The organism is Meiothermus granaticius NBRC 107808, assembly GCF_003574355.1.
GTDB classification, from domain to species: Bacteria; Deinococcota; Deinococci; order Deinococcales; family Thermaceae; genus Meiothermus; species Meiothermus granaticius.
Genome location: NZ_QWLB01000009.1, coordinates 68,320 through 88,342, shown reverse-complemented (window position 1 = coordinate 88,342; position 20,023 = coordinate 68,320). Strand labels below are relative to the sequence as shown.

At 64.1% G+C, this 20,023-nt stretch carries 16 protein-coding genes and 1 pseudogene; 11 read left to right on the top strand and 6 right to left on the bottom strand.

The features are described from left to right. Positions 1-1,669 (top strand): annotated as a pseudogene (locus Mgrana_RS16795) (hypothetical protein); the annotation flags it as partial. Positions 1,670-1,679: 10 nt separating this feature from the next. Here the strand turns inward: Mgrana_RS16795 and Mgrana_RS04880 are convergent. From Mgrana_RS04880 to Mgrana_RS04870, 3 genes are all read right to left on the bottom strand, one after another. Then, positions 1,680-3,341, bottom strand: a complete 1,662-nt coding sequence (locus Mgrana_RS04880) for an FAD-binding dehydrogenase (protein WP_119356480.1) — start codon at positions 3,339-3,341, stop codon at positions 1,680-1,682. A 102-nt stretch (positions 3,342-3,443) separates the two neighbouring features. Next, on the bottom strand, positions 3,444-4,682 hold the full coding sequence (locus tag Mgrana_RS04875) for an RNA-guided endonuclease TnpB family protein (RefSeq protein ID WP_206075054.1): 1,239 nt from the start codon (positions 4,680-4,682) through the stop codon (positions 3,444-3,446). 162 nt (positions 4,683-4,844) lie between these two features. Next, entirely contained in the window at positions 4,845-6,485 is a 1,641-nt protein-coding gene (locus Mgrana_RS04870) for an acyl-CoA dehydrogenase family protein (protein ID WP_119356479.1), read from the bottom strand. A 714-nt stretch (positions 6,486-7,199) separates the two neighbouring features. Between Mgrana_RS04870 and Mgrana_RS04865 the strand changes: the two genes are divergently transcribed. Continuing rightward, positions 7,200-7,421, top strand: coding sequence for a hypothetical protein (locus tag Mgrana_RS04865; protein WP_119356478.1), 222 nt, complete (start codon positions 7,200-7,202; stop codon positions 7,419-7,421). Between the two features lie 649 nt (positions 7,422-8,070). Beyond that, positions 8,071-11,511 (top strand): GAF domain-containing protein, encoded by a 3,441-nt coding sequence (locus Mgrana_RS04860; protein ID WP_240631256.1) that lies wholly within the window; start codon positions 8,071-8,073, stop codon positions 11,509-11,511. A 41-nt stretch (positions 11,512-11,552) separates the two neighbouring features. Here the strand turns inward: Mgrana_RS04860 and Mgrana_RS17350 are convergent, their stop codons facing one another. After that, on the bottom strand, positions 11,553-11,696 hold the full coding sequence (locus Mgrana_RS17350) for a hypothetical protein (protein ID WP_371862081.1): 144 nt from the start codon (positions 11,694-11,696) through the stop codon (positions 11,553-11,555). A gap of 99 nt (positions 11,697-11,795) precedes the next feature. On the opposite strand from Mgrana_RS17350, the gene Mgrana_RS04855 reads away from it, so the two are divergent. The 7 genes from Mgrana_RS04855 to sufU are packed head-to-tail and all read left to right on the top strand — an operon-like array spanning position 11,796 to position 16,074. Next, positions 11,796-11,987, top strand: coding sequence for a hypothetical protein (locus tag Mgrana_RS04855; RefSeq protein ID WP_119356476.1), 192 nt, complete (start codon positions 11,796-11,798; stop codon positions 11,985-11,987). Continuing rightward, the gene (locus Mgrana_RS04850; protein ID WP_119356475.1) at positions 11,987-12,169 is read left to right on the top strand and encodes a hypothetical protein; all 183 of its coding nucleotides are present in this window, start codon (positions 11,987-11,989) and stop codon (positions 12,167-12,169) included. Before Mgrana_RS04855 ends, Mgrana_RS04850 begins: the two co-directional genes overlap by 1 nt. Continuing rightward, a complete protein-coding gene (locus tag Mgrana_RS04845) occupies positions 12,169-12,420 on the top strand; it encodes an ATP-binding protein (RefSeq protein WP_240631255.1) in 252 nt (83 codons plus the stop codon). Before Mgrana_RS04850 ends, Mgrana_RS04845 begins: the two co-directional genes overlap by 1 nt. Next, entirely contained in the window at positions 12,401-13,081 is a 681-nt protein-coding gene (locus tag Mgrana_RS04840) for a response regulator transcription factor (protein ID WP_119356474.1), read from the top strand. The genes Mgrana_RS04845 and Mgrana_RS04840 overlap by 20 nt, the downstream gene beginning before the upstream one ends. After that, positions 13,078-14,379 carry a sensor histidine kinase gene (locus Mgrana_RS04835; RefSeq protein ID WP_119356473.1) on the top strand — a complete coding sequence of 434 codons (1,302 nt, stop codon included), beginning with the start codon at positions 13,078-13,080 and terminating at the stop codon, positions 14,377-14,379. The genes Mgrana_RS04840 and Mgrana_RS04835 overlap by 4 nt, the downstream gene beginning before the upstream one ends. A 52-nt stretch (positions 14,380-14,431) precedes the next feature. Then, positions 14,432-15,652, top strand: a complete 1,221-nt coding sequence (locus tag Mgrana_RS04830) for an aminotransferase class V-fold PLP-dependent enzyme (RefSeq protein WP_119356472.1) — start codon at positions 14,432-14,434, stop codon at positions 15,650-15,652. After that, positions 15,649-16,074, top strand: coding sequence for a Fe-S cluster assembly sulfur transfer protein SufU (gene sufU, locus Mgrana_RS04825; protein WP_119356471.1), 426 nt, complete (start codon positions 15,649-15,651; stop codon positions 16,072-16,074). Before Mgrana_RS04830 ends, sufU begins: the two co-directional genes overlap by 4 nt. Positions 16,075-16,272: 198 nt before the next feature. Here sufU and Mgrana_RS04820 read toward each other — a convergent pair whose 3' ends face one another. Beyond that, a complete protein-coding gene (locus tag Mgrana_RS04820) occupies positions 16,273-16,440 on the bottom strand; it encodes a transposase (protein WP_371862080.1) in 168 nt (55 codons plus the stop codon). A gap of 55 nt (positions 16,441-16,495) precedes the next feature. Between Mgrana_RS04820 and Mgrana_RS17345 the strand changes: the two genes are divergently transcribed. Then, positions 16,496-16,993, top strand: coding sequence for a zinc ribbon domain-containing protein (locus Mgrana_RS17345; RefSeq protein WP_371862083.1), 498 nt, complete (start codon positions 16,496-16,498; stop codon positions 16,991-16,993). Positions 16,994-17,036: 43 nt separating this feature from the next. On the opposite strand, the gene Mgrana_RS04810 is transcribed toward Mgrana_RS17345, so the two are convergent. Beyond that, on the bottom strand, positions 17,037-19,634 hold the full coding sequence (locus tag Mgrana_RS04810) for a bifunctional diguanylate cyclase/phosphodiesterase (protein WP_338067256.1): 2,598 nt from the start codon (positions 19,632-19,634) through the stop codon (positions 17,037-17,039). Positions 19,635-20,023 lie beyond the last annotated feature (389 nt).

Below are 20,023 nucleotides of genomic sequence, written 5' to 3'. Positions count from 1 at the left end.
GTACTTGCTCGAGGCGGGGCGGGTGGGCCACGCCGCAGACCTGCTGCTCGAGCAGGGGGAGGAGTGGCTGGCCCAGGGGCTCACCTACACCGTGCTGGCGATGCTCGAGCGCCTGCCCAAGGCGGTGTTCTCGGCTCGTCCGGGGCTGGGGTATCTCCACGCCGAGGGGCTGCGCCAGGCCGGGCGCTACGCTGAGGCCGAGGTCGCCTATACCCAGACCCTCAGCGCGGGGGTAGATCGCGCGGTGCTGGGGCTCTCCCGGCTCTACCTGGACACGGTGGAACCGGCTCGAGCCTGGCCCCACCTGGAGCGGGCCCGGCAGCTCTTTCCCGCCGAGGCGGGGCCGCTGTGGGCGGAGAACGCCCTCAATGCGGGACGGGTGGCGGAGGCCGTGCGGATGGGCCTGGAGGGTCCGCGGGTGTACCTGCGCAGCGGCCGGCCCAGGGAGGCCTTGGAGGCCCTGCGGCAGGGCGAGAGCCGCACCGCCCCGGTGGCCCAAAACCACCGCGAGGGCACCCTGCTGCTGTCCTTGCTCGAGGCCCTTGCCGGGGATGCCCAGGCCGCGGAGGCCGCGGCCCATAAGGGCCGCCGGGAAGGGGAGGCCTTGGGGAGCCCTTTCGTGGTGGCCCTGGCCGAGGCCCGGCTGGGACACGCCCTGCTGGGCCAGGACCGCTGGCCCGAGGCCGGTGCGGCCTACCGAAGGGCCCTGGCCCTGGCCCAGGGGGGGCCTCCCCGGCTTCAGGTGGAGCCGCTGGGGGGGCTGGCGGCGCTGGGCGACCCCCAGGCCCTGGCCCAGATGCTGCGCCTCAGCCGCGAAGCCGGCGATGCCTGGGTGGAGGCCTTCTTGACCTTGATGGTGGCTCAGGTCCATCTGCGGCGTGGAGAACGCCTGGCGCTTCCTGCCCTGATCGGCCTCGAGGACGAATTCCTGCAGGCCTTGGCCCTGGCCTATCCCTGGCAGGGCCAGGGGGTAGAGGTGCTCCAGCGCTACCCCTTCCTGCTGGGGCCGACCCTCCTGGCCCCGCCCCCCCACCGGGCCCGCCGCCTGCTGTGGGAGGCCGGGGCCCTCTCGGTGGCGTATCACCCAGGGGTACGGGTGGAGATTCGGGCCGAGGGGGGGCTCGAGGTGCGGGTGGAGGGGCAGGCGGTGCGCTTCAAGCGAGAGAAAACCCGGCTGATGCTGGCTTTGCTGCTGGTGCGCGACTGGAGCCGCGAGGGCCTGCAGGCCGCGCTGGAGGTCTCGGATGGGGAGTTTCGGGTGCTGTGGTCGGAGCTCCTGAACACCCTCGAGCCCGGTCGCCCGAGCCGCGCCCCAGGGTATTTCCTCAAACCCTATGGCCTGCTCCGCGTGCCCGAGCTAAGGGTAGACCTCTGGCAGCACCCCCTGGCCACCCCGCCCTTAGCGGGAATAGAGCACCCCGAGCTCGAGGCCTTCCGGCAGCGCTGGCGCTCGCTGCAACACACCAGGCTGCTGGAGAGCTCCGACCCCTCGGACTGGCTGCGGGCCCTGGAACTGGACCCCACCGATGAGCAGGTGCTTACCCGGCTGCTGGGCTCGGCCCATGCCGAGGAGGCCTGGGCCTTGTACAGCGCGGCCATGCGCGAGCTCGAGCTGCCCCCCAACCCGGCCCTCTCCCTGCGCCTGAACCGCCAGGCCCCGCCCCGCTGACCCTGGAGCCTCACTTCACCGCCGCGGCGATGGCCCGTCCGGCGGTGCGCCCGCTGAAGAGACAACCGCCCAAAAAAGTGCCCTCCAGAGCGCGGTAACCGTGCATTCCCCCACCGCCAAACCCCGCCACCTCGCCCGCGGCGTAGAGGCCCGGCATAACCCGCCCGGCGGTATCCAGCACCCGTCCCTGCAGATCGGTCTCGAGGCCTCCCAGCGATTTGCGGGTCAGCAGGTTGAGCCGCACCGCGATCAGGGGGCCGTTGGCCGGGTCGAGGATCGGCGCGGGCTGGGCTACCCGCACCAGCCGCTCGCTGAGGAAGCTGCGGGCCCCCCGCACGATGGCCAACTGGGCGTCTTTTCCCGCGGGGTTGCGAAGCTGTAGGTCGCGGTCCCGCACCTCCTGTTCCACCCAGGCATAGTCCACCTGGGGGCCTCCGCTCAGCTCGTTCATCCCCTGTACCAGCTCCCGCAGGGTGTCCCGCACGACGAAATCCACCCCGTGCTCCATGAAGGCCTGCACCGGGGGCTGCACGGCCTTCCCCAGGCGGCCCAGGGTCCTGCGTAGGCTCTTGCTGGTCAGGTCGGGGTTTTGCTCGCTCCCGGAGAGGGCAAACTCCCGCTTGATGATGGCCCGATTGAGCAGAAACCAGGTGTGGGGGTAGCGATGGGTGGTGATGTGGCTCAGGGTGTCGAGGGAGCTGGCCCCAGGGATGTGGGGGAAGGGCAGGCGCCGCCCGGTGGGGTCGAGCCACAGGCTGCTGGGGCCCGGCAGGATGCGGATGCCGTGCCCCGGCCAGATGGGGTTCCAGTTGCGCAGCCCCTCGGTGTAGTGCCACATCCGGTCGGGGTTGATCAGGTGGGCCCCCGCGGCCCGCACCGCCTCTTGCAAGAGCCCATCCACGTGCTCCGGCACCCCCATCACCATGAACTCTGGGGCGGGTCCCAGCCGCTCGGTGGGCCAGTAGTGCCGCACCCGCTCGAGGTTGCCGCCGATTCCGCCGGAGGCGATCAGGATCGCCTGGCTGTACAGGCTGAACTCCCCCACCGCCCGGCGGGAGCTGGACTCCCCCCGGGCCACCTCGGTGGGCTCGAGCACCTCGCCCCAGACCCCCTGAACCTCGCCGTTGCTCTGGTGCAGGCCCCGGACCCGGTGGCGAAAGCGAAACTGCAAGCGGCCCTGGGCTTGGTGCTGGCGGACCCGGCGCAGGAAGGGCTCGAGCACGCCCGGGCCGGTGCCCCAGGTGAGGTGGAAGCGGGGTACACTGTTGCCGGGCAGCCCCGCCCCCGCCCCACCCCGTTCAGCCCAGCCCACGATGGGAAACCAGCGCAGCCCCTGGGCCCTCAGCCAGGCCCGCTTCTCCCCGGCGGCAAACTCCAGATAGGCCTGGGCCCACCGGCGAGGCCAGAGGTCTTCCGGGCGGTCAAAAGCCGCCGTGGTCATCCAGTCGCGCTGGGCCAGCTCGAGCGAGTCCCGGATGCCCAGGCGGCGCTGCTCGGGGCTATCCACCAAGAACAAGCCCCCCAGCGACCAATGGGCCTGGCCGCCCAGGCTTTGCTCTCCCTCCTGCTCCAGCAGCAGGACCTTCTTCCTCGCATCGGCGATTTCCGCCGCAGCCACCAACCCGGCCAGCCCCGCCCCCACCACAATCGCGTCCGCATCCAGTTGGGCCATGGCCCCATGTTAATAGGGCGGCTCGAGCCCCTTGACCTTGACCCTGGGGGGTGAGCCGTCGTTGACACTCCCACGGATTTATCCGTGGGATTCTGGTTCTCGCTACGCCAGCCCTTTCGGACTGGTTTCGCTTACCCAGCTTGGGGGTAGATTCCCTTTGGGAGACCCTGGGGGTCTACACCCGTGGGGTGTGCCATGCACCCCGCCCTGTGGAACCTGAAGAACCACAGGGACGATCCCCTGTTGGGACAGAGCCCTGACGGGCCTGTTCACCCAGAGGCAGGACAGCCCCAACCACGCGCCGATATTTCTAGCGGCGTTATGGTCGGTGTGTCCCTGATAGCCACACCGTTCGCAGCGGAAGCTATGCCGATTCCGTACCCCGATGGCCCCGCAACGGCAACAGGTCTTGGAGGTGTAGGCAGCAGGCACCTTCTCAAACGGTACCCCTGCTGAGAGGGCCTTGTACGCCGTCTTGGTCTCCAAATCGTAGTAGGGCCAGAGGTCACGGTTCTGGTCAGCCCGGCTTTTGGTGGCCTTGCGCTGTTTGGAGTTACGGATGCCCGTGAGGTCTTCCATCCGTATCCCGCAGTTGTGCTCCTTCGCAAAGGCCACCAGCTTCTTGCTGAGGATGTGGTTGATGTGCCGGATAATGCGCTGCTCCTTCTGCTCCAGACGCTTGACGGTCTTGTGCTTGCTCGCCCTTTGCAGCCTGCGCCGTTTGGTGGCGTAGTGCCTGCGAACGTGGCGAATCCACCCGAAGCTCAGAAACAGCGAGCGGCCCTCCGGCGTGGCCGCTACCGCCAGGTGGTGCTGGCCCCTGTCCACCCCAACAAAGCGGGTGGTCTCGGCGGGCCTGGGAACCTCCCAGGTCACCGAGATACAGGCGTACCAGACCCCCTTCTTGCTCTGTACCAGCTTGATAGAACCCTTCCTGTGCGTCCCTGCCAGGATGCCCTCCAGCACTGCTCGGTGGTTGGCCTGATGGACTACCAGAGGAACCCGCTTCTTGACCCCGCGCAACAGCCCGAAGGCGATAGAGTAGGTATCTCCCACCTTGTGCAGCGTCCAGTTCTGGTTGTTGGTCTCCAGAGGAAGTCGCTTGAAGACCTTGACCTTCTTAGACTTGTTGACGTTGCGAATGGTCTGGTTCACCCACGCCGAGCTGAGTTCGCTGTCCTTGAAGCTGGCCGTGGTCAGCTTGCGGCGTTCTGCTCTGGACATAGCCAGGATGCGGTTGGCCAGGGCGGTGTTGGCTTCCCGCAACCTTGACCACTCCACTGACTTGACCTGGTTGAGATTCAGGAAAGGCAGCTTGAGGGTCAGGGTCTGGGTGGGCACGTTCTGATTTTAGCATATTGCAGACCTGGGCAGTAGCAATATCTAGCGGCGCAATCACGCCGCGTTCGCATTCATCCCACCGCTAAAGCAGTGGGCTTTCTGCGAACATTTTTGTAAAATCCCCAGGGGAATCTACTGCGGTTTAAGGGGACTCCAACCTGTTTAGGAACCCCCGGACTTCCGCCCAGAGAGGATGTCGGGAATAGGGTCGCGGGCCATTCCCTCGGGAAGCCACACCTGGGGCTCCCGCATCGCCCAGGCTGGGTACTCCTCCTTTTGCAGGAAGTGCCGGGCGTACAGGGCTGCGAGCCTGGCATGGCGCTCGCTGCCGAGGTCGTACAGGAGGGCCACCGTGGCGGCATCGGCCAGGGTGCGCAGGGCGTCCTTGGCCTGCCACTGGGCTTCCTCCGGGGAGAGGGTTTGCAGATGGGCCAGGGTGTTTTGCAGGGCGGAATGGGCCAGGCGGGCTTCCTCGGTGCCGACAGCCTCGAGCCTGGGCAAAAACTCCTCGGCAAAGGGCTGTGCGGCCCCCTTGCGGAAGAGCACCTCGAGGGTGTCCAGGGCCTGCACGTTGGCCGGGCCCTCCCAGATGGGGGTAATCAGGGCTTCTCTCGCCAGCCGGGCGATGGCGAAGTCCTCCACGAAGCCCACCCCGCCAAAAAGCTCCATGCCGAGCTGGGTGCAGTAGGTGCCGTGCTCGGCGGTGCGGGCTTTGGCCAGGTGGGCCAGCAGGCGGGCGTAGTGGTAGCGGGGGCTGTAGGGTGGGGTCTCGAGCCAGGCCTCCTCCCAGGCCGCCACCGCGCGGAAAGTGAGGGCCAGGCCGCCCGCAATCCGCACCGAGAGGTCGGTCAGGTCGCGCCGAACGAGGGGGTGCTCTTCCAGCTTCTTGCCGAAGGCCGTGCGGTGCTGGGCGCGCAAGAGGGCCTCGAGCTGGGCCTTGCGGGCCAGGCCCAGTGCGCCTACCGCGTTAGCCAGCCGCGAGAGGGTCAGGGTCTCCAGGATGTAGTAGATGCCCTCCTCGGCCCGGCCTATCAGGTGGGCCTCGCTGCCCTCGAAGTCCACCTCGCCCGAGGGCACCGCGCGGGTGGCCAGCTTGTCCTTGAGCCGACGCACCTGGTAGTTGAGCGCTCCATTGCGGTCCAGGCGGGGCACCAGGAACAAAGCCACGCCTTTGGGGCCGGGCGGGGCCCCCTCCGGGCGGGCCGAAACAATCGCGTAGTCGGTAAGGCCCGCCCCGCTGGAGAAGTATTTGTCGCCATAGAGCCGCCAGACCGCCCCCTCCGGCACCGCCCGCACCTTGTTGGCCCCCAGATCGGAGCCGCCCTGCACCTCGGTCATCCAGGTAGCCCCAAAGGCTTTCCCCTGCAAGAGTTCCTCTTTCCAGGGGGCAAACTGCGGGGCGTACTTGTGGATGGCGTAGACGGTGGCACCCGTGATGGTCTGGATGCAGTAGAGGCCCGGGTCGGCCAGCAGGAAGCCATAGGCGAAGTGCAGGTGCCAGCTACACCCTTCATAAGGGGCGCGGTTGATGGCCGAAAGCTCGCGATTCAGGGTTTCCTGGGCCGGCGAGAGCCGCACCCGGTCTATGCGCTGGCCTTCCAGGTCGTGCATCACCAGCACCGGACGGGCCTCCTTGTCCACGTGGTCGGCCACACGGTAGGCCTCGCCCCCGGCCAGGGTACCGAAGCGCTGAAGCTCCGTCTCGTGGGCCCGCCAGCCTTTCCAGAAGCGGCTCAGGACGTGGGGCAGGTCGGGCTCGAGGGTCCAGTGATTTTTACCATAGGCATAGGATTGGTACTGCATAGGATACGATTCAGAATACTCCTAAGTTGGCCGCATGGCCTGGGGATGGCCCACTTTAGAGAAAAGAGGGGGTGTGGGGGAGCTATAATCCCCCGGACCTTCTAATCCGTGGGATACATGGACTCTCTCACGTGCTCCGAAGGAGCACATAGCAGCGACCCGAAGACATGCGTCCAGGCCCGGACGCATTCGTGTCTTCGCTGGTGGGCGGCACATGTGCGATAAAATCCCCTTGGGGACAGCGATCCCCGAGCACTTTGAAAGTCGAGGTAGGGGGTTGCGGGGACAAAGTGTTTGCCCGGTCATGACGGTAGCAAACCCTCGTTCCCCGCGTAAAACCTTGAACGAGACCGTCCCGATGAAAGAAGGGGAAGAGCCTCAACATCGGTATGGAAAAGCACACAACAGGCCCGGACGGGGCCTTCGGGGAGGGTCGGGGCGTGTACCCGCCCGCAGACGGATACGGCAGTAGCCGTTCCGTGAGAACCGAGAAGCCTCGGACTTCAGTCCGAGGAGTCGTCACGCGGTGGAGAGGACGCCTGCTTTTCCAAAACCATCCCTTTGGCCTGGCCCAGCCAGCGGATACAGGGCTGCACCTTGCTCTCGCGCACCCCAGACCACCAACCGCTCGTGGCAATCTGCATCCAAAGAGCTGGGCGAACCCGACTGATCAGCCGCCACCATGCTTCGGCCCAAGCGATATAAAGAACTCCAATGATGGGAAAGATAATCCGCTACATCAAACCTGAAGAGGTACCAGCTCGCTTCAAGAGCAAGGCCGAGGAGGCTGAGTTCTGGTACTGGAACCGGATTGACCCTGCCCTGGAAGAGCTAACTGCTGCTGAGGCCCTGAAAGACGTGCGCAAAACCAAGATATACCTTAAGCCTGGGGTCAAGCACACCAATCAAGCCCGCAGGGCCCGCAAAGCCTCCTAAACCCCGTCTCCCACGCCTAGCCCGCTCATTGGGCGGGTTGTTTCGGCCTTGAATTGACCCTGCTTAGCCCATACAACGGGGCCATACGCCTCTGCACCGGCTACCGTCTTTGCTTAGAGAACTGCTATATAGTTAGATAATCATGGGTCAATTCGCCATTGAGCGACTCCTAAGCAGTCTGAGTCATGCCCTAGCTTTGGGAGGTGACCCTGAATCTTTGGCTACTCGAGGATTGAGTGCCCTGACAGGGGCATTAGGGGCTTGGGGAGCCTGGTTGCGTTTTCGAGAGAATGGTCTTGGGTTACAGGTGGCTGTTGGAGTAGATCCGCCTCAGGAGGCCCGCCTTACCCCACAGGAGATGGAGGCTTTAAGTGCTGGGCAGGTTTTAGCCTATCGCTTGCCCTCAGAGGCAACGGGGCCAGCCAGCCAACATTGGGCTGAGCTGGGTTATCAAGGGCTGCTGCTAGCTCCTTTAGAAGGGGAAGAGGGGTTGTTGGGTACGCTGGCCCTACTATTTTTTGAAGCTGTGCCAGAGGAGGGGATCACAGCCTTAAAAGAGGTATTGCCGCTATTTGGCTTGATCCTTCAATACGCACAGACAAAGACAGAGCTGGAGCGCCGCCAAAGTACTCTGGAGGCCCTGCATCGCTTGGACCAGGCCATGTTGCAGGGAAAGAGCCTGACCGAGATCGCGCATGTTGGTGCACAAGAAGCCCGCCAGTTGCTAGGAGCAAAAGCGGCGACCGTTTCTCTGGTAGAGGGTACGCAACGTCGCTTGATTGCCGCCGCAGGAAGAGAAGTTGAGCCTTTTGTGGGGCAGAGCGCTTCCCTTGAAGAGAACCCTCATGCCCAGGTCTGGCGCAGCGGCACCCCGGTGGTCCTTACCGAGATACCTGTAGAAGGAGTGCCCATTTGGTTGTCGCAGTTGGCCCCATTGGGCAATGCCCTGGTTCTACCTTTGCAGCCGAATGACTCAATTTTGGGATTCCTGGGGCTTTACGGACTGAGCAATCCTCGAGCTGCCGTTGCACTGGCCAAGATCTTTGCTGCCCAACTTTCCCTTGCCCTGCTGCGAGAGCAGGATCGAGAGGCCCTCATGCAGCGCTCTAAGGAGCAGGGCATATGGCTTCGGGCCTTGGAGGTACTGAGTGAGGCGCAGAACCCTGAGGAAACCGCCCAGCTAATCATAGAGCTGGCCCCAGAGCTGGTGGGCGCAGAGCAGGCGGCTGTACTTTGGCTTGAGGGAGATGTTTTGCGGGTAGCGGCTGCGAATGGCATTTGGGCCCCAGCCGTGGGCCAACGATTGCCTTCGGGTCGGGGGATTTCCTGGGTTGCGATAAAAGAGGGAACCCAGGTGGTGGCGGATTTAGCCAAAGACTTACGAGCCTACAACCCGCTCGAGGGACAAATTTCGCTCAGTGGTAGCGGCATCGTCACACGCCTTCCCGACCCCCAAGGGGAAGGGCTGGGCGTGCTGATCGTGCTCCGAAATGCTCCTGCATATACTGCTCCGGATACCCGATGGATCGAGGCGCTGGCCCAAGCAGGGGCCATTGCTCTCGAGCGGGCCCGCCGCGACCTGGAGGCCCGATTATTGCTAGAGGGGGCTCTTTTAGCCGCTCAGGAAAATGAGCCTGCTGCTTTGGCTGACGGTTTTGCTCGGCTATTCGCCCAGGCAGTGGGGGGTGGACGAGCGGCGGTGTGGGCCCATCCCGAGAGGAAGCAGCCTTGGCGGCTCTTAGGAGTGAGTGGGGTGGGAGAGGAAATTGAACCCTTTCGCCAAGCCGACTTCGACCCACAGCGGGAGCCTTGGGCAGCTTGGATTCAAGAACATCAGGCCCCGTTGGTGGTGGAGGACACCGCCAAGCCGCCTTTTGCGCCGGGTGAGATTGAGGCTGCTGCACTGCAATCTTATACAGTGCTGAGCATTCTGGGAGTACCTGTTGGTGCTTTTGGGGTCGCTTATGCAGAGCCTGGGAGCCGGGGCAAAGCCTTTGCCGCGTATGAGATATCTCTGGTTGAGCGCTTGGGGGGTATGTTGGCAGGCGCTCTCGAGCGTCATCGCCTGGCTCTAGCTGAGCGTCGGGTGCGTTCAGCATTAGAGCGGCTGGCCCAGGTTCCTCCAGGTGACTTAGAGGCATTGGTGCAGGCTCTGGGTGAGAGCTTGGGGATGCGATGGGTCTTTTTAGACCGGTTATTGGCCCCTGATCGAGCCTTGGCGATTGCGGTGTATGGCGGGGAGCCACTGGAATACGACCTCAAAGATACCCCTTGTGCCGATGTTTTCGCGGGGCACTTCTGTGAATATCACCAGGGGGTCAGGGCCTACTTTCCTCGTGACCAGCTGGTGGTCGAGATGGGGGCAGAGGCCTACCTGGGTACGCCCTTGCGCGGAACCGATGGGCAGATGCTGGGTATTTTGGTGGCGATGCATGATGCCGCCCTATCCGAGAACGAGGCCACGCTGAGGCGGGAAATTTTATTGGCCTATGCCCAGCGGGCTGCTTTGGAGCTACAACAGCGCGAGGGACTGGCGCGATTGGAAGCCACCGCTCGAGCCCATAGCCTGTTACGCCCTGCCCATAGCCTACAGGAGGTCTATGAGTTTGCGGTAGAAGCTGCTCTCCAAGAAACTCGGGCTACCAGTGCGTTGTTCTTGCTGTATCGAGGGGTAGAGGACTGCCTTGAAATTGTGGCTTCAGCAGGCCGCGCCGCTGAAGTCACGCGTGGGCAGCGGATGGGTAGGGAAGAGGGGTTGGTCTGGCGGGTGTTGGAGCGGGGAGAGGCGCTCTACTTGGAAAACGCTGCTGAATCTCCCGAGGCGCTGTTCTATTCTGGCCCGCTTGGACATGGGGCCTACTTGGGTGTACCTCTGCGAAATGCCGTGGGGCAGGTGCTGGGTGTGCTATCGGCCGATACGGCAGAGCGAGGTGAGGGACTGTTCCCGGAGGACCGCCATTTTTTGCTGGCGTTAGCTGAAGCGGCTGGAGCCGCCATAGCCCGCCTCGAGGCCTTGCAGAGAGCGCAGGGGGAAGCGGAGCGATTTCGTGCGTTGGCTGAGTTGTCGGTACAGCTGGAGGCCCTGGAAGATCCAGAGCGAATTTTAGAGCAGGCCCTGGATGCGCTGTGGCGTATTAGCGGTTTCCAAGTGGCGCTCTTTGGAAAAGTCACCCCTGAAGGCCTAAAGACCGGAGGAATGGCCGGGAAACCTCCTCAGGAGTGGTTGAGTCAGCCTCAGCAAGAAAGTTATCCGTTGACTCGAGGCTTGGTGGGGCAGGTGTTACAGACGGGCGAAGCTCTCTTTGTACCCTTCTATCCCGATCACCCCTTGGCCTTACCGGAATGGGTAAATTCAGGATTGAAAAGCATAGCCTACATGCCTGTAGGGGTGTTTGGCCAGACCGTAGGGATTTTGGGCCTGCTGGATTTTCGCCAAGCCTATCAAGAAAACCCCCTACCACTCTTGGGATTTGCTTCTCGTCGCTTGGGGCGAGCCTTGGAAAAAGCCCAGACCCTGCAGGAGCTTCGTCAGGCTCGAGAGGGAAGCCTAAAAGGATTGGGTCTAGCCTTAGAATATCGTGACCTTGAAACCGCAGGGCATACGGAGCGGGTTACTGCCCTGGCGCTTCGGCTGGCTGAAGCATTGAACCTAGATGAAGCGATGCTGACCCAATTGCGCTGGGGAGCCTACCTCCATGACTTAGGGAAACTGGCCATCCCTGACGCCATTCTTAAGAAGCCAGGCAAACTGGACCCTAAGGAGTGGGAGCGCATGAAAGCCCACACCATTGTGGGCGAGGAAATGGCTCGACAAATGGGTTTTCTGCCCCCAGCCACGTTGGAGATCATTCGCCACCACCATGAGCGCTGGGATGGGACTGGATATCCGGATGCCCTTGAAGGGAAAACAATCCCCCTGCTCGCTCGTATTTTTGCCTTATCTGACGTTTATGATGCCCTGATATCTGAACGCCCATATAAGCCTGCTTGGCGTTCGGAAGAGGCTCTGGCGGAGATTGAACGGCAAGCGGGTCAACAATTTGACCCAGAACTCACGAAGATTTTCATCCGGCAAATACGGGCTGGTTAGAGGCTGCTTCTTGACCTGCCCGAGAAACCCAAAGGAATTCTTTACACCCCACCGAGGGGTTTGTAGCGCTTGGTAGGGCGGCCCACGCTACCGTAAGTCATCTCTGCGAGCAGAGTTCCCTGTTCGCAGAGGTACTCTAAGTAGCGCCAGGCTGAGACCCGGCTGAGTCCTACCCTCGAGGCCACCTCTTCTGCGCTCAGGGCCTCTCGTGGCCAGTGCTTCTACCATAGCCTCGGTAGCCTTCGCACTGGCCGCCTGGGCGGGGTGGGAAATCTTGCAAGCCTATGGCCAGCAATAACAAGCAAATCCGCAAAAGAATCGCTGGCTTGGCGGATCAGATATTAATCCACCAAACCAAAATCAAGCAGGAAATGAGAAAAGCCATTCCGGATGCCAAACTTGTGGCAAAATGGAAAAAGGAGATTCGCGCATGGCAACAAGAGGTAGCCCGGCTGAAAAAACGGATGAAGGGTTGATGGATATTCCCCAAGGCTATTGGGAAGAATTGCTGGAGGAGATGGATACCTTCAAGTCCCTCTATCGTAAAGCCCAGGCCCTTCCACCGGAGAAGCGCGAAAAAACCCAGGAAGCGCTGCTGTCCAGCCTGATCCATCTCCTGGGTCACCTTCGGGTGATCTACGATGAAGCAAAGGTTTAATGGCCGGTAGACAAACCTTCCGCATCCTCATCGTGGGCAAGTCGGGCTCGGGCAAGAGCACCCTGGCCCGGCAGATCATCCAGCGCATGGAGGGTCGGTACCGACGCCTGATCATCGTCAACCGCAAGCGCGAGTTTGCTGAGCTGGCCCAGGGCCGGTTCATGGTGGGGGAGGAGGTTTACCGCCGGGCGCTACCCCCTTCCTGTGCGGCTAAGATGGATGGGGAGCGCTATGCGAATTTTGCTGGTTGAAGACGATCCCCGGCTCACCGAGCTGGTCGTCGAGGGGCTAGGAGAAGACGGCTTGATCGTGGAGCACGCCCCCAGCGCCACCATGGGCAATGCCATGAGCGAGATGCAGACCTATGACCTCATCTTGCTGGATGTGATGCTGCCAGAAGGGCGGCAGGCCGGCTTCGAGCTGGCCAAAGCCTTACGTGCGCGTCGCGACCCCACTCCAATTTTGTTCCTAACCGCTCGAGCCGATATGGACAGCCGGCTCGAGGGTTTGGAGGGGGGTGGGGACGACTACCTGCCCAAGCCCTTTGACTTCCGTGAACTCCGGGCCCGCATCCGGGCCCTGGTGCGCCGGGCGAAAGGGGGTTCCTCCAACCTGATCCCCTTGCCCTTGGGCTACACCCTCGACCTGGCCGCCCACCAGGTGCTCAAGGAGGGGGCGCCGGTTGGCCTCACCCCCCGCGAGTATGCTCTGCTGGAGTGTTTTGCCTTGAACCCTGGGCGGGCCTACTCGCGCAACGCCCTGATCGAGCGGGTCTGGCCGGAGGAAAGCGCGGTGGACACCAAGGTGGTGGATGTCTACGTCTCTGCGGTGCGGCGCAAGCTGGGGGAGGAGGTCATTGAGACCGTGCGAGGGCTTGGCTATCGGCTGGGCCGGGTAAAGGAGGGCGGTTGAGCCTCCGCTGGAAGCTGACCCTGTATTATGCGGGCCTCTCCGCTCTGACCCTCGTGTTGAGCAGTGGAGTCCTGTTTCTGGCCCTGCGGGCTTCGCTCCATCAGGCCCTGGACAACTCGCTCCAGGAGGCCGCCAGAATCGCCGCCAGCCAGATCGGCGGCGATGCCTTGACGGCCCCGGAGAACTCGAGCACGCTGTTCCTAGCGCAGCTTCCCGGGAGCACCGCGCTGCAGATCTTCAATGCCCAGGGCCAGGAGATCGATCGCCTGGGCCAGCCTGCGGTAAGCGCTCCCTTGAGCGTAGGGTTTGCCACCGTGGGGGAGGTCAGGGTATACACCGAGCCGCTCCCGGATGGGGGGTTCGTGCAGGCCATGCGCTCCCAGGTGGAGACCTCTCGAGCGATTGGGCGCACCCAGAGGTTGCTGCTGCTGGGGCTGCCGGGGCTGCTGCTGCTGGGATTGGGGATCGGCTACCTGTTGGCGGACCGAGCCCTCAGGCCGGTGGATGCAGTGGCGCGGCTGGCCGGGGCCATCGCCGCCTCAGGGCGTTACCGGGAGCGGGTTCCGGAGGCCCCCGGCAGGGACGAGATGGCCCGGCTTACCCAGACCTTCAACGCCATGCTGGAGAGGCTCGAGGCCACCATCGAGCGCGAAAAGGCCTTCGCGCTGGCCGCGGCCCACGAGCTGCGCACCCCGCTCACGCTGCTTCAAGGGCGGGCTACCCTCAGCCTGGAGCGGGAACGCACCCCCGAGCAGTATCGGGCGGCCCTGCAGCTCGTGGCCCAGACGGGACGGGAGATGACCGGTCTGGTAGAGAGCCTGATGGCGCTGGCCAGGGCCCACCGGGTCGCATCTGCAGGTCCGGTAGACCTGGCGGGGGTGGCCGCAGAAATCGTGCAAGCGGCCTCCGGCGAGGCCGAGCAAAGAGGGGTGGAAATTGCGATCAGCACCACCCCTGCCCCCACTCAGGGGGACCCCACCGCGCTTGGCCTTGCCGCGTCCAACCTGCTGCACAATGCCTTGAAGTATGGTGGGAACAGGGTTTGGGTGAGCGCGGGGGTGCGTGGGGGGGAGGTTTTCTTGGAGGTTCGGGATGATGGCCCCGGCATTCCCGAGGGGGAGCTCGAGCGCCTGCGCCAGCCTTTCCAGCGCGGCTCCGGCCTCCAGGGAACCAGCGGGGCGGGGCTTGGGCTGGCCATCGTCTCCGCAGTGGCCGAGGGGCACGGGGGGCGGCTCGAGCTGAGCCGCCCGGCCCAGGGTGGGCTGCGGGCCGTGGTTTGGTTGCCCCGGCAGACCTAGGGGGCAGAAGTCCTGGCTCGGATCGGTTAGATTTGGACTATCCGAGGTCTGTATGCCCACAGCCCGAGAGGTGCGCCAAGACTTTCCCCTGATTGGAGCCAGGCCCGACCAGGTTTACCTCGACTCCACCGCCAGCGCGCAAAAGCCGCGGGTGGTGATTGAGGCGCTGAGCCGCTTTTACCGCGAGCACTACGCCAACGTCCACCGGGGGGGCTACGCCCTCTCGCTCGAGGCCACCCAGGCCTACGAGGACGCCCGCAAAACCCTGGCTCGCTTCATAGGCGCCGCCGAGCGCGAGGTCATCTTCGTGCGCAACGCCACCGAGGCCCTGAACCTGGTGGCCTATGCCTGGGCCATGAAGAACCTGCGCTCAGGCGACGAGATCTTGCTCACGGAGATGGAGCATCACGCCAACCTGGTGCCCTGGCACTTTGTCGCCCGGCAGACCGGGGCAAGGATCCAAGCGATTCCGATCACCGCGGAGGGTCGGCTGGATCTGGCTGCGCTCGAGACCCTCCTGACCGAGCGCACCCGCCTGGTCAGCCTGACCCACATGTCCAATGTGCTGGGCACGCTGAACCCGGTGGCCGAGATCGCCAAAGCAGCCAAGGAGACCGGGGCCTTGCTGGTGGTGGACGGGGCCCAGAGCGCCCCCCACCTGCCGGTGAACGTCCAGAGGTTGGGGGCCGATTTCTTCGCCTTCTCCGGGCACAAGATGGGTGGGCCAACCGGGGTCGGGGTGCTGTGGGGAAGGTACGAGATTCTGGCGCAGATGGAACCCTTCCTGGGCGGTGGGGAGATGATCCGCGAGGTGTACCTGGACCGCTCCACCTATGCCCAGCCTCCCCAGCGCTTTGAAGCCGGGACCCCGGCCATCGCCGAGGCGGTGGGCCTGGGGGCGGCCGCCGAATACCTGCTGGGGGTGGGGCTGGAGAACCTCTGGAAGCACGAGCAGGCCCTCCTCGAGTACGCCCTGCATCGCCTGGATGAGGAGCTGCCGGAGGTGCGGACCTTCGGCCCCCGCGGGCCTGACCGGGGCGGCGTCATTGCCTTCACCCTGGGCCGCGTCCACGCCCATGACGTGGCCTCTGCCCTCGACCAACAGGGGATCGCGGTGCGGGCTGGACACCACTGCGCCCAGCCCCTGCACCGCAAGCTGGGGGTTCCCGCTACCACCCGGGCCAGCTTCTACCTCTACACCACCCGAGAGGACGTCGACCGCTTCATAGAGGCTATGCGGGCGGTGCGGGAGTTTTTCAAGGACTGGCTATGAGCCTTCTGGACGAGATCTACAAACAAACCCTCCTGCAGCACTACAAGCACCCGCAAAACTTCGGGGTGCTGCCCCCGCCGGTGGTCTCCACGCCCGGTGTGAACCCCGCCTGCGGGGATCAACTCGAGCTGCACCTGCGGCTCGAGGGCGGCCAGATCACCCAGGCCCTGTGGCAGGGCCAGGGCTGTGCCATCAGCATGGCCTCGGCCTCGATGATGACCGGGCTCATCCGGGGCAAAACCATCCCCGAAGCCCTGGACCTGGTAGCAAAGTTCAAAGCCATGATCGTGGACGGGGCCGAGCCGGCCCCGGAGCTGGGTGACCTCAAGGTTCTGGCCGGGGTGCACAAGCTGCCTGCCCGGGTCAAGTGCGCCACGTTGGCCTGGAACACGCTTGAGGAAGCCCTTCAGAGAGGGCGATAACCGCTTCGTTCCCTCATCGGCTTTCCAGAACCCTAGGATTGGCTGAACATTCGGGGTGTGGGGCGAGAGACCCTGACCAAACCTTAGTTTGGTCGGGGAAGGAATCTCGAAACCATGCGTCCGAGCCCGGACGCATTCTTCGGTTTCGTAGCTCCACGCCGCCAGAGGCGGCTACGCCCCTCACTTTGTTCGGCGAAACTACGCCACTGGGGGCCTGCGCTGGCCCTGAATGTACTGCTTGAGCACCTCCAAGGGTGCACCCCCGGCGGTCAGGATGGCGTAGGAACCCGACCAGAGCACCCTTTTGCGGTAGAACTTGCTGAGGTGTTCGGCGTGGTTCTTGCGTAGCGCCCGACTGGTGACCACTTCATGGGTGAGCCACTACGGGCTCATCGCCACCGAGACCTTGCGGGTCAAGAACATGACGGCTAGGGGCGGGAGCAGAAAGGCAGGTCTCAACCGAGCGATACTCGACGTGGGGATGCGGGGTATTTTGCAGAAGCTGGCGTACAAAGCGACAGAGGCTGGTACGCGGCTGGTGGAGGTGCCCACCCAAAAAGTCAAGCCCTCGCAGACCTGTCCCATCTGCCTGCGCCAGGAGAAGAAACCGCTCGCTCAGCGGATGCATAGCTGCCCTTGCGGGTGCGAGATGTCCCGCGACCGGGCTGCTGCCTTGGTCATGCTGAGATGGGCCTTGGACCCTAGGGTGTACGGACCAAGTCCGTCCCGAGAGGGAATCTACCCTAGGGTGTACACGCATGAGCGTGTCCCGAAGGGAATCTACCCCTGGGTGTACGGGCAACCGCCCGTCCCGAAGGGAATCTACCCCTGGGAACCAGGGGGCGGGGAGGGGCTGAGGTCTGGCCCCGTTGAACCGCAAAGCCCCGACCATACCGCGATAGCGGTTGGTCGTGGGTAGTTCATACATCCTGTCGAGGAGCCGCTTTCAGTCCCCTGCCCAATCAAGGGAGGTGCGTCGTGAGGCGTGCTTTTGCCAAGCTGGCCTGGAGCTGGCCCAACTCCCCCGGTTTGCCCACGAAGTACCCCTGGGCATAATCGCAACTGCTGCGGCGCAGCCAGGCGAGCTGCTCAGCGGTCTCGACCCCTTCGGCCACGGTAATCATCCCCAGACCTTTGGCCAGCGAGAGAATTCCTGCCAGGAGGGCCTCGCCTGCCGCACTACCGATCCCTCCCACGAAGCTGCGGTCCACCTTGAGCAGGTCTACCGGCAGACGGTTGAGGTAGGCCAGGGTGGTCTGCCCTACCCCAAAGTCGTCGAGGGCCACCCGCACCCCCAACCGCTGCACGGCCTCGAGGTGGCGGCGGGCGGTCTCGAGGTCGCGCAACAAGGCGGTCTCAGTGACCTCGAGGTGTAGTCGGGTAGGGTCTCGCCGCTCGCCCTGTACAGCGCGGGTCAGCCATTTCATGAAGTGGGCGTCCTGCAGGCTCAGGGTCGAGAGGTTGACGCAAACCTCAAAGGGCTCCGGAGGCATCTTGCGGAGAACCTGTTTGAGCACCCAGGTATCCAAGGTCGGGGCCAGGCCATAGGCCTCGGCCAGGGGGATAAACTCACTGGGGGGGATGGGCCCACGGGTGGGGTGGGTCCAACGCAGCAGGGCCTCGGCCTTGGGAGGGAATCCTGGGCGGAGCGGCAGGATTGGCTGGTAGACCAGACTCAGCTGATTCTCGCGCAGGGCCTGGCGCAGGTCCTGCACCCGCTCGAGCCGGCTGCGTGAGGCCTGTTCAAGGCCAGAGCGGTAGACCGACCAGCGGTTGCGCCCCTCCTTGGCGGCATACAGAGCCTGATCGGCAGCCCGCAGCAAGGCCTCGAGGGTGTTGCCGTGTTGCGGCGCGAGCGCGATGCCCAGGCTGGCGGTGACCACCACCTGCAAACCTGCCAGGTGAAAGGGCTCCGAGAGTGCTGCCTGCACACGTGCGGCTACGGTTTTGGCGCGTCGTTCGTCGGCTCCTGGTAGGAGGATGGCCATCTCATCGCCCCCCAACCGAGCCAGCAGGTCGCTCGCGCGCACGCAATCCCGTAGCCGCTGGGCTACCTGCACCAACAGCTCGTCGCCGACCGGGTGGCCCAGAGAGTCGTTGACCTCCTTGAACTGATCGAGGTCAAGATATACCAAGGCGCAGGGCTGGCCCTCCTGTGCGGCTCGGTGAATCATCGCCTCAGCTTGCTCATTAAACCTCCGGCGATTGGACAACCCGGTGAGTTCGTCGTGATAGGCCAGGTGCTGGATCGTAGCCTGATAGTGGTGTTGCTCGGTCACATCCCGCGCCCGCAGCACGACACCCGCGATGTCAGGATCGGCGAGCCGATTCTCCAGCAGCACCTCGAACCACATCCACTCAGCGGGAACATTTGGGGTGTGGAGCGGCAAAACCACCGGCCCCACCGTCGCACCAAGCGGCTGGGAAGCGCTCAAGACCTCATTGAGCAAGCGCTCTGCCCCTGTCCGATACTCGAGGGGAACGTAGCTGAAGATGTTCACCGGATGGGTTTTCCAATACTCAGGATCAAAGCCGAGCAAGGCGACATTGGGGGAAACATAGCGCAGGTTGCCCTGGGGGTCGAGGATCTCTACCACTTCACGGCTGTAGCGCATCAGGGTGCGGTGCAGGCTCTCGCTGCGCTGCAAGGCGGCCTCGGCTTCCTTGCGGTCGTGGATGTCCTCGGTGGTACCGTACCAGCGCACGATCTGACCGGAGTCATCCCGCCTGGGGTAAGCCCGCGAGAGCATCCAGCGGTAGTCCCCAGCGGCGGTTCGAAAGCGCATCTCCAAGCAGAAGGGTTCACCGCTGTGGAGCGATTGGGCCCAGGCTGCCAAGACCCGTGCGCGGTCATCGGGGTGGAGGGCGGCGGCCCAGCCCTGACCCAGGGTCTCGGCCGGACTCATCCCGGTGAGCTGGGTCCAGCGTTGGCTGAGGTCAGTGATGTTGCCGGTGGGGTCGGCGGTCCAGGGAATCTGGGGGCTCAGCTCAACCCGGTAGCGGTAATGGGCCTCGCTCTCCAGAAGGGCCCGCTCGGCCCGCTTGCGCTGGGTGATGTCCTGCCAGGTTACCAGCCCGAGCACCTGCCCATCGAGTTCTACTGGGTGGGCCGAGACCTCCAAGTCTACGACCTCACCTCGGAGGTTCTTGAGCTGGTCCTCGACCCGTTCAATGGGCTCCCCCTGCAGCACTCGCCGGTAGCGTCCGGCATCCAGAGGGGCTCCGCTCTGGCTGAAATCGCGGAAGCTCCGCCGCTGTAACTCCTCCAATGAGTGAAGGCCGAGGGTCTGCAGAGCCCGTGGGTTGGCGTAAACATACTTTTCCCCATCGTAGAGAATCAGGGCTGCAGGCATGGTCTCGACCAGGGTGCGGTAGAGCCGCTCCCCCTCCAGCAACGAGGCCGCGAGCAAGCCCCGCTCCACCGCCCCGCCGACCTGCAACGCCACCGCCTCGAGCAGGCGCGCATCCCCCTCGGATAAGGCTTCCCCTTGAGCCTCTACGCACAGCACGGCCCGGATCTGGTTGCGGGCGTGAATCGGCACCGCCACCATCGAGGTGATGCCCGGCAGAGCGTAGGAGGAAATCGGGATCGCGTTCGGCTTCGCGGATATGGACGGTCTGGCCGCTGCTCACCGCGCGAGATATGGTGCCCTGTCCCAAAGGGATGCGCTCGATGAACCGGGTGTAGCCGACTTGGTGCGACATGACCAGTGCCTCACCCTCCAGGGTGTACAGCGAGACCAAAGCGTAGCCAAACGTGCGCGCGACCAGCTCGACGGTCTGGCGATAGATCTGTGGGAGCTCAAGCTGGCTGGCCAGAATTCGGCTCAGCTCGAGCAGCAAAGCCAACTCCCCTCCGCGCACCTCCGGCGACGGCTGAAAAACATCACCGGAAGCACCCGGGGTTTCGGGAGGGCTCGAGCCAGGGGGAGACGAAGGGCGCCGCATA

Bases quoted from the DNA above. Each gene is read 5' to 3' on its own strand.
- Mgrana_RS04880 (WP_119356480.1), bottom strand. From the start codon at position 3,341: ATGGCCCAACTGGATGCGGACGCGATTGTGGTGGGGGCGGGGCTGGCC.
- Mgrana_RS04870 (WP_119356479.1), bottom strand. From the start codon at position 6,485: ATGCAGTACCAATCCTATGCCTATGGTAAAAATCACTGGACCCTCGAG.
- Mgrana_RS04865 (WP_119356478.1), top strand. From the start codon at position 7,200: ATGATGGGAAAGATAATCCGCTACATCAAACCTGAAGAGGTACCAGCT.
- Mgrana_RS04855 (WP_119356476.1), top strand. From the start codon at position 11,796: ATGGCCAGCAATAACAAGCAAATCCGCAAAAGAATCGCTGGCTTGGCG.
- Mgrana_RS04850 (WP_119356475.1), top strand. From the start codon at position 11,987: ATGGATATTCCCCAAGGCTATTGGGAAGAATTGCTGGAGGAGATGGAT.
- Mgrana_RS04845 (WP_240631255.1), top strand. From the start codon at position 12,169: ATGGCCGGTAGACAAACCTTCCGCATCCTCATCGTGGGCAAGTCGGGC.
- Mgrana_RS04840 (WP_119356474.1), top strand. From the start codon at position 12,401: ATGCGAATTTTGCTGGTTGAAGACGATCCCCGGCTCACCGAGCTGGTC.
- Mgrana_RS04830 (WP_119356472.1), top strand. From the start codon at position 14,432: ATGCCCACAGCCCGAGAGGTGCGCCAAGACTTTCCCCTGATTGGAGCC.
- sufU (WP_119356471.1), top strand. From the start codon at position 15,649: ATGAGCCTTCTGGACGAGATCTACAAACAAACCCTCCTGCAGCACTAC.
- Mgrana_RS17345 (WP_371862083.1), top strand. From the start codon at position 16,496: ATGACGGCTAGGGGCGGGAGCAGAAAGGCAGGTCTCAACCGAGCGATA.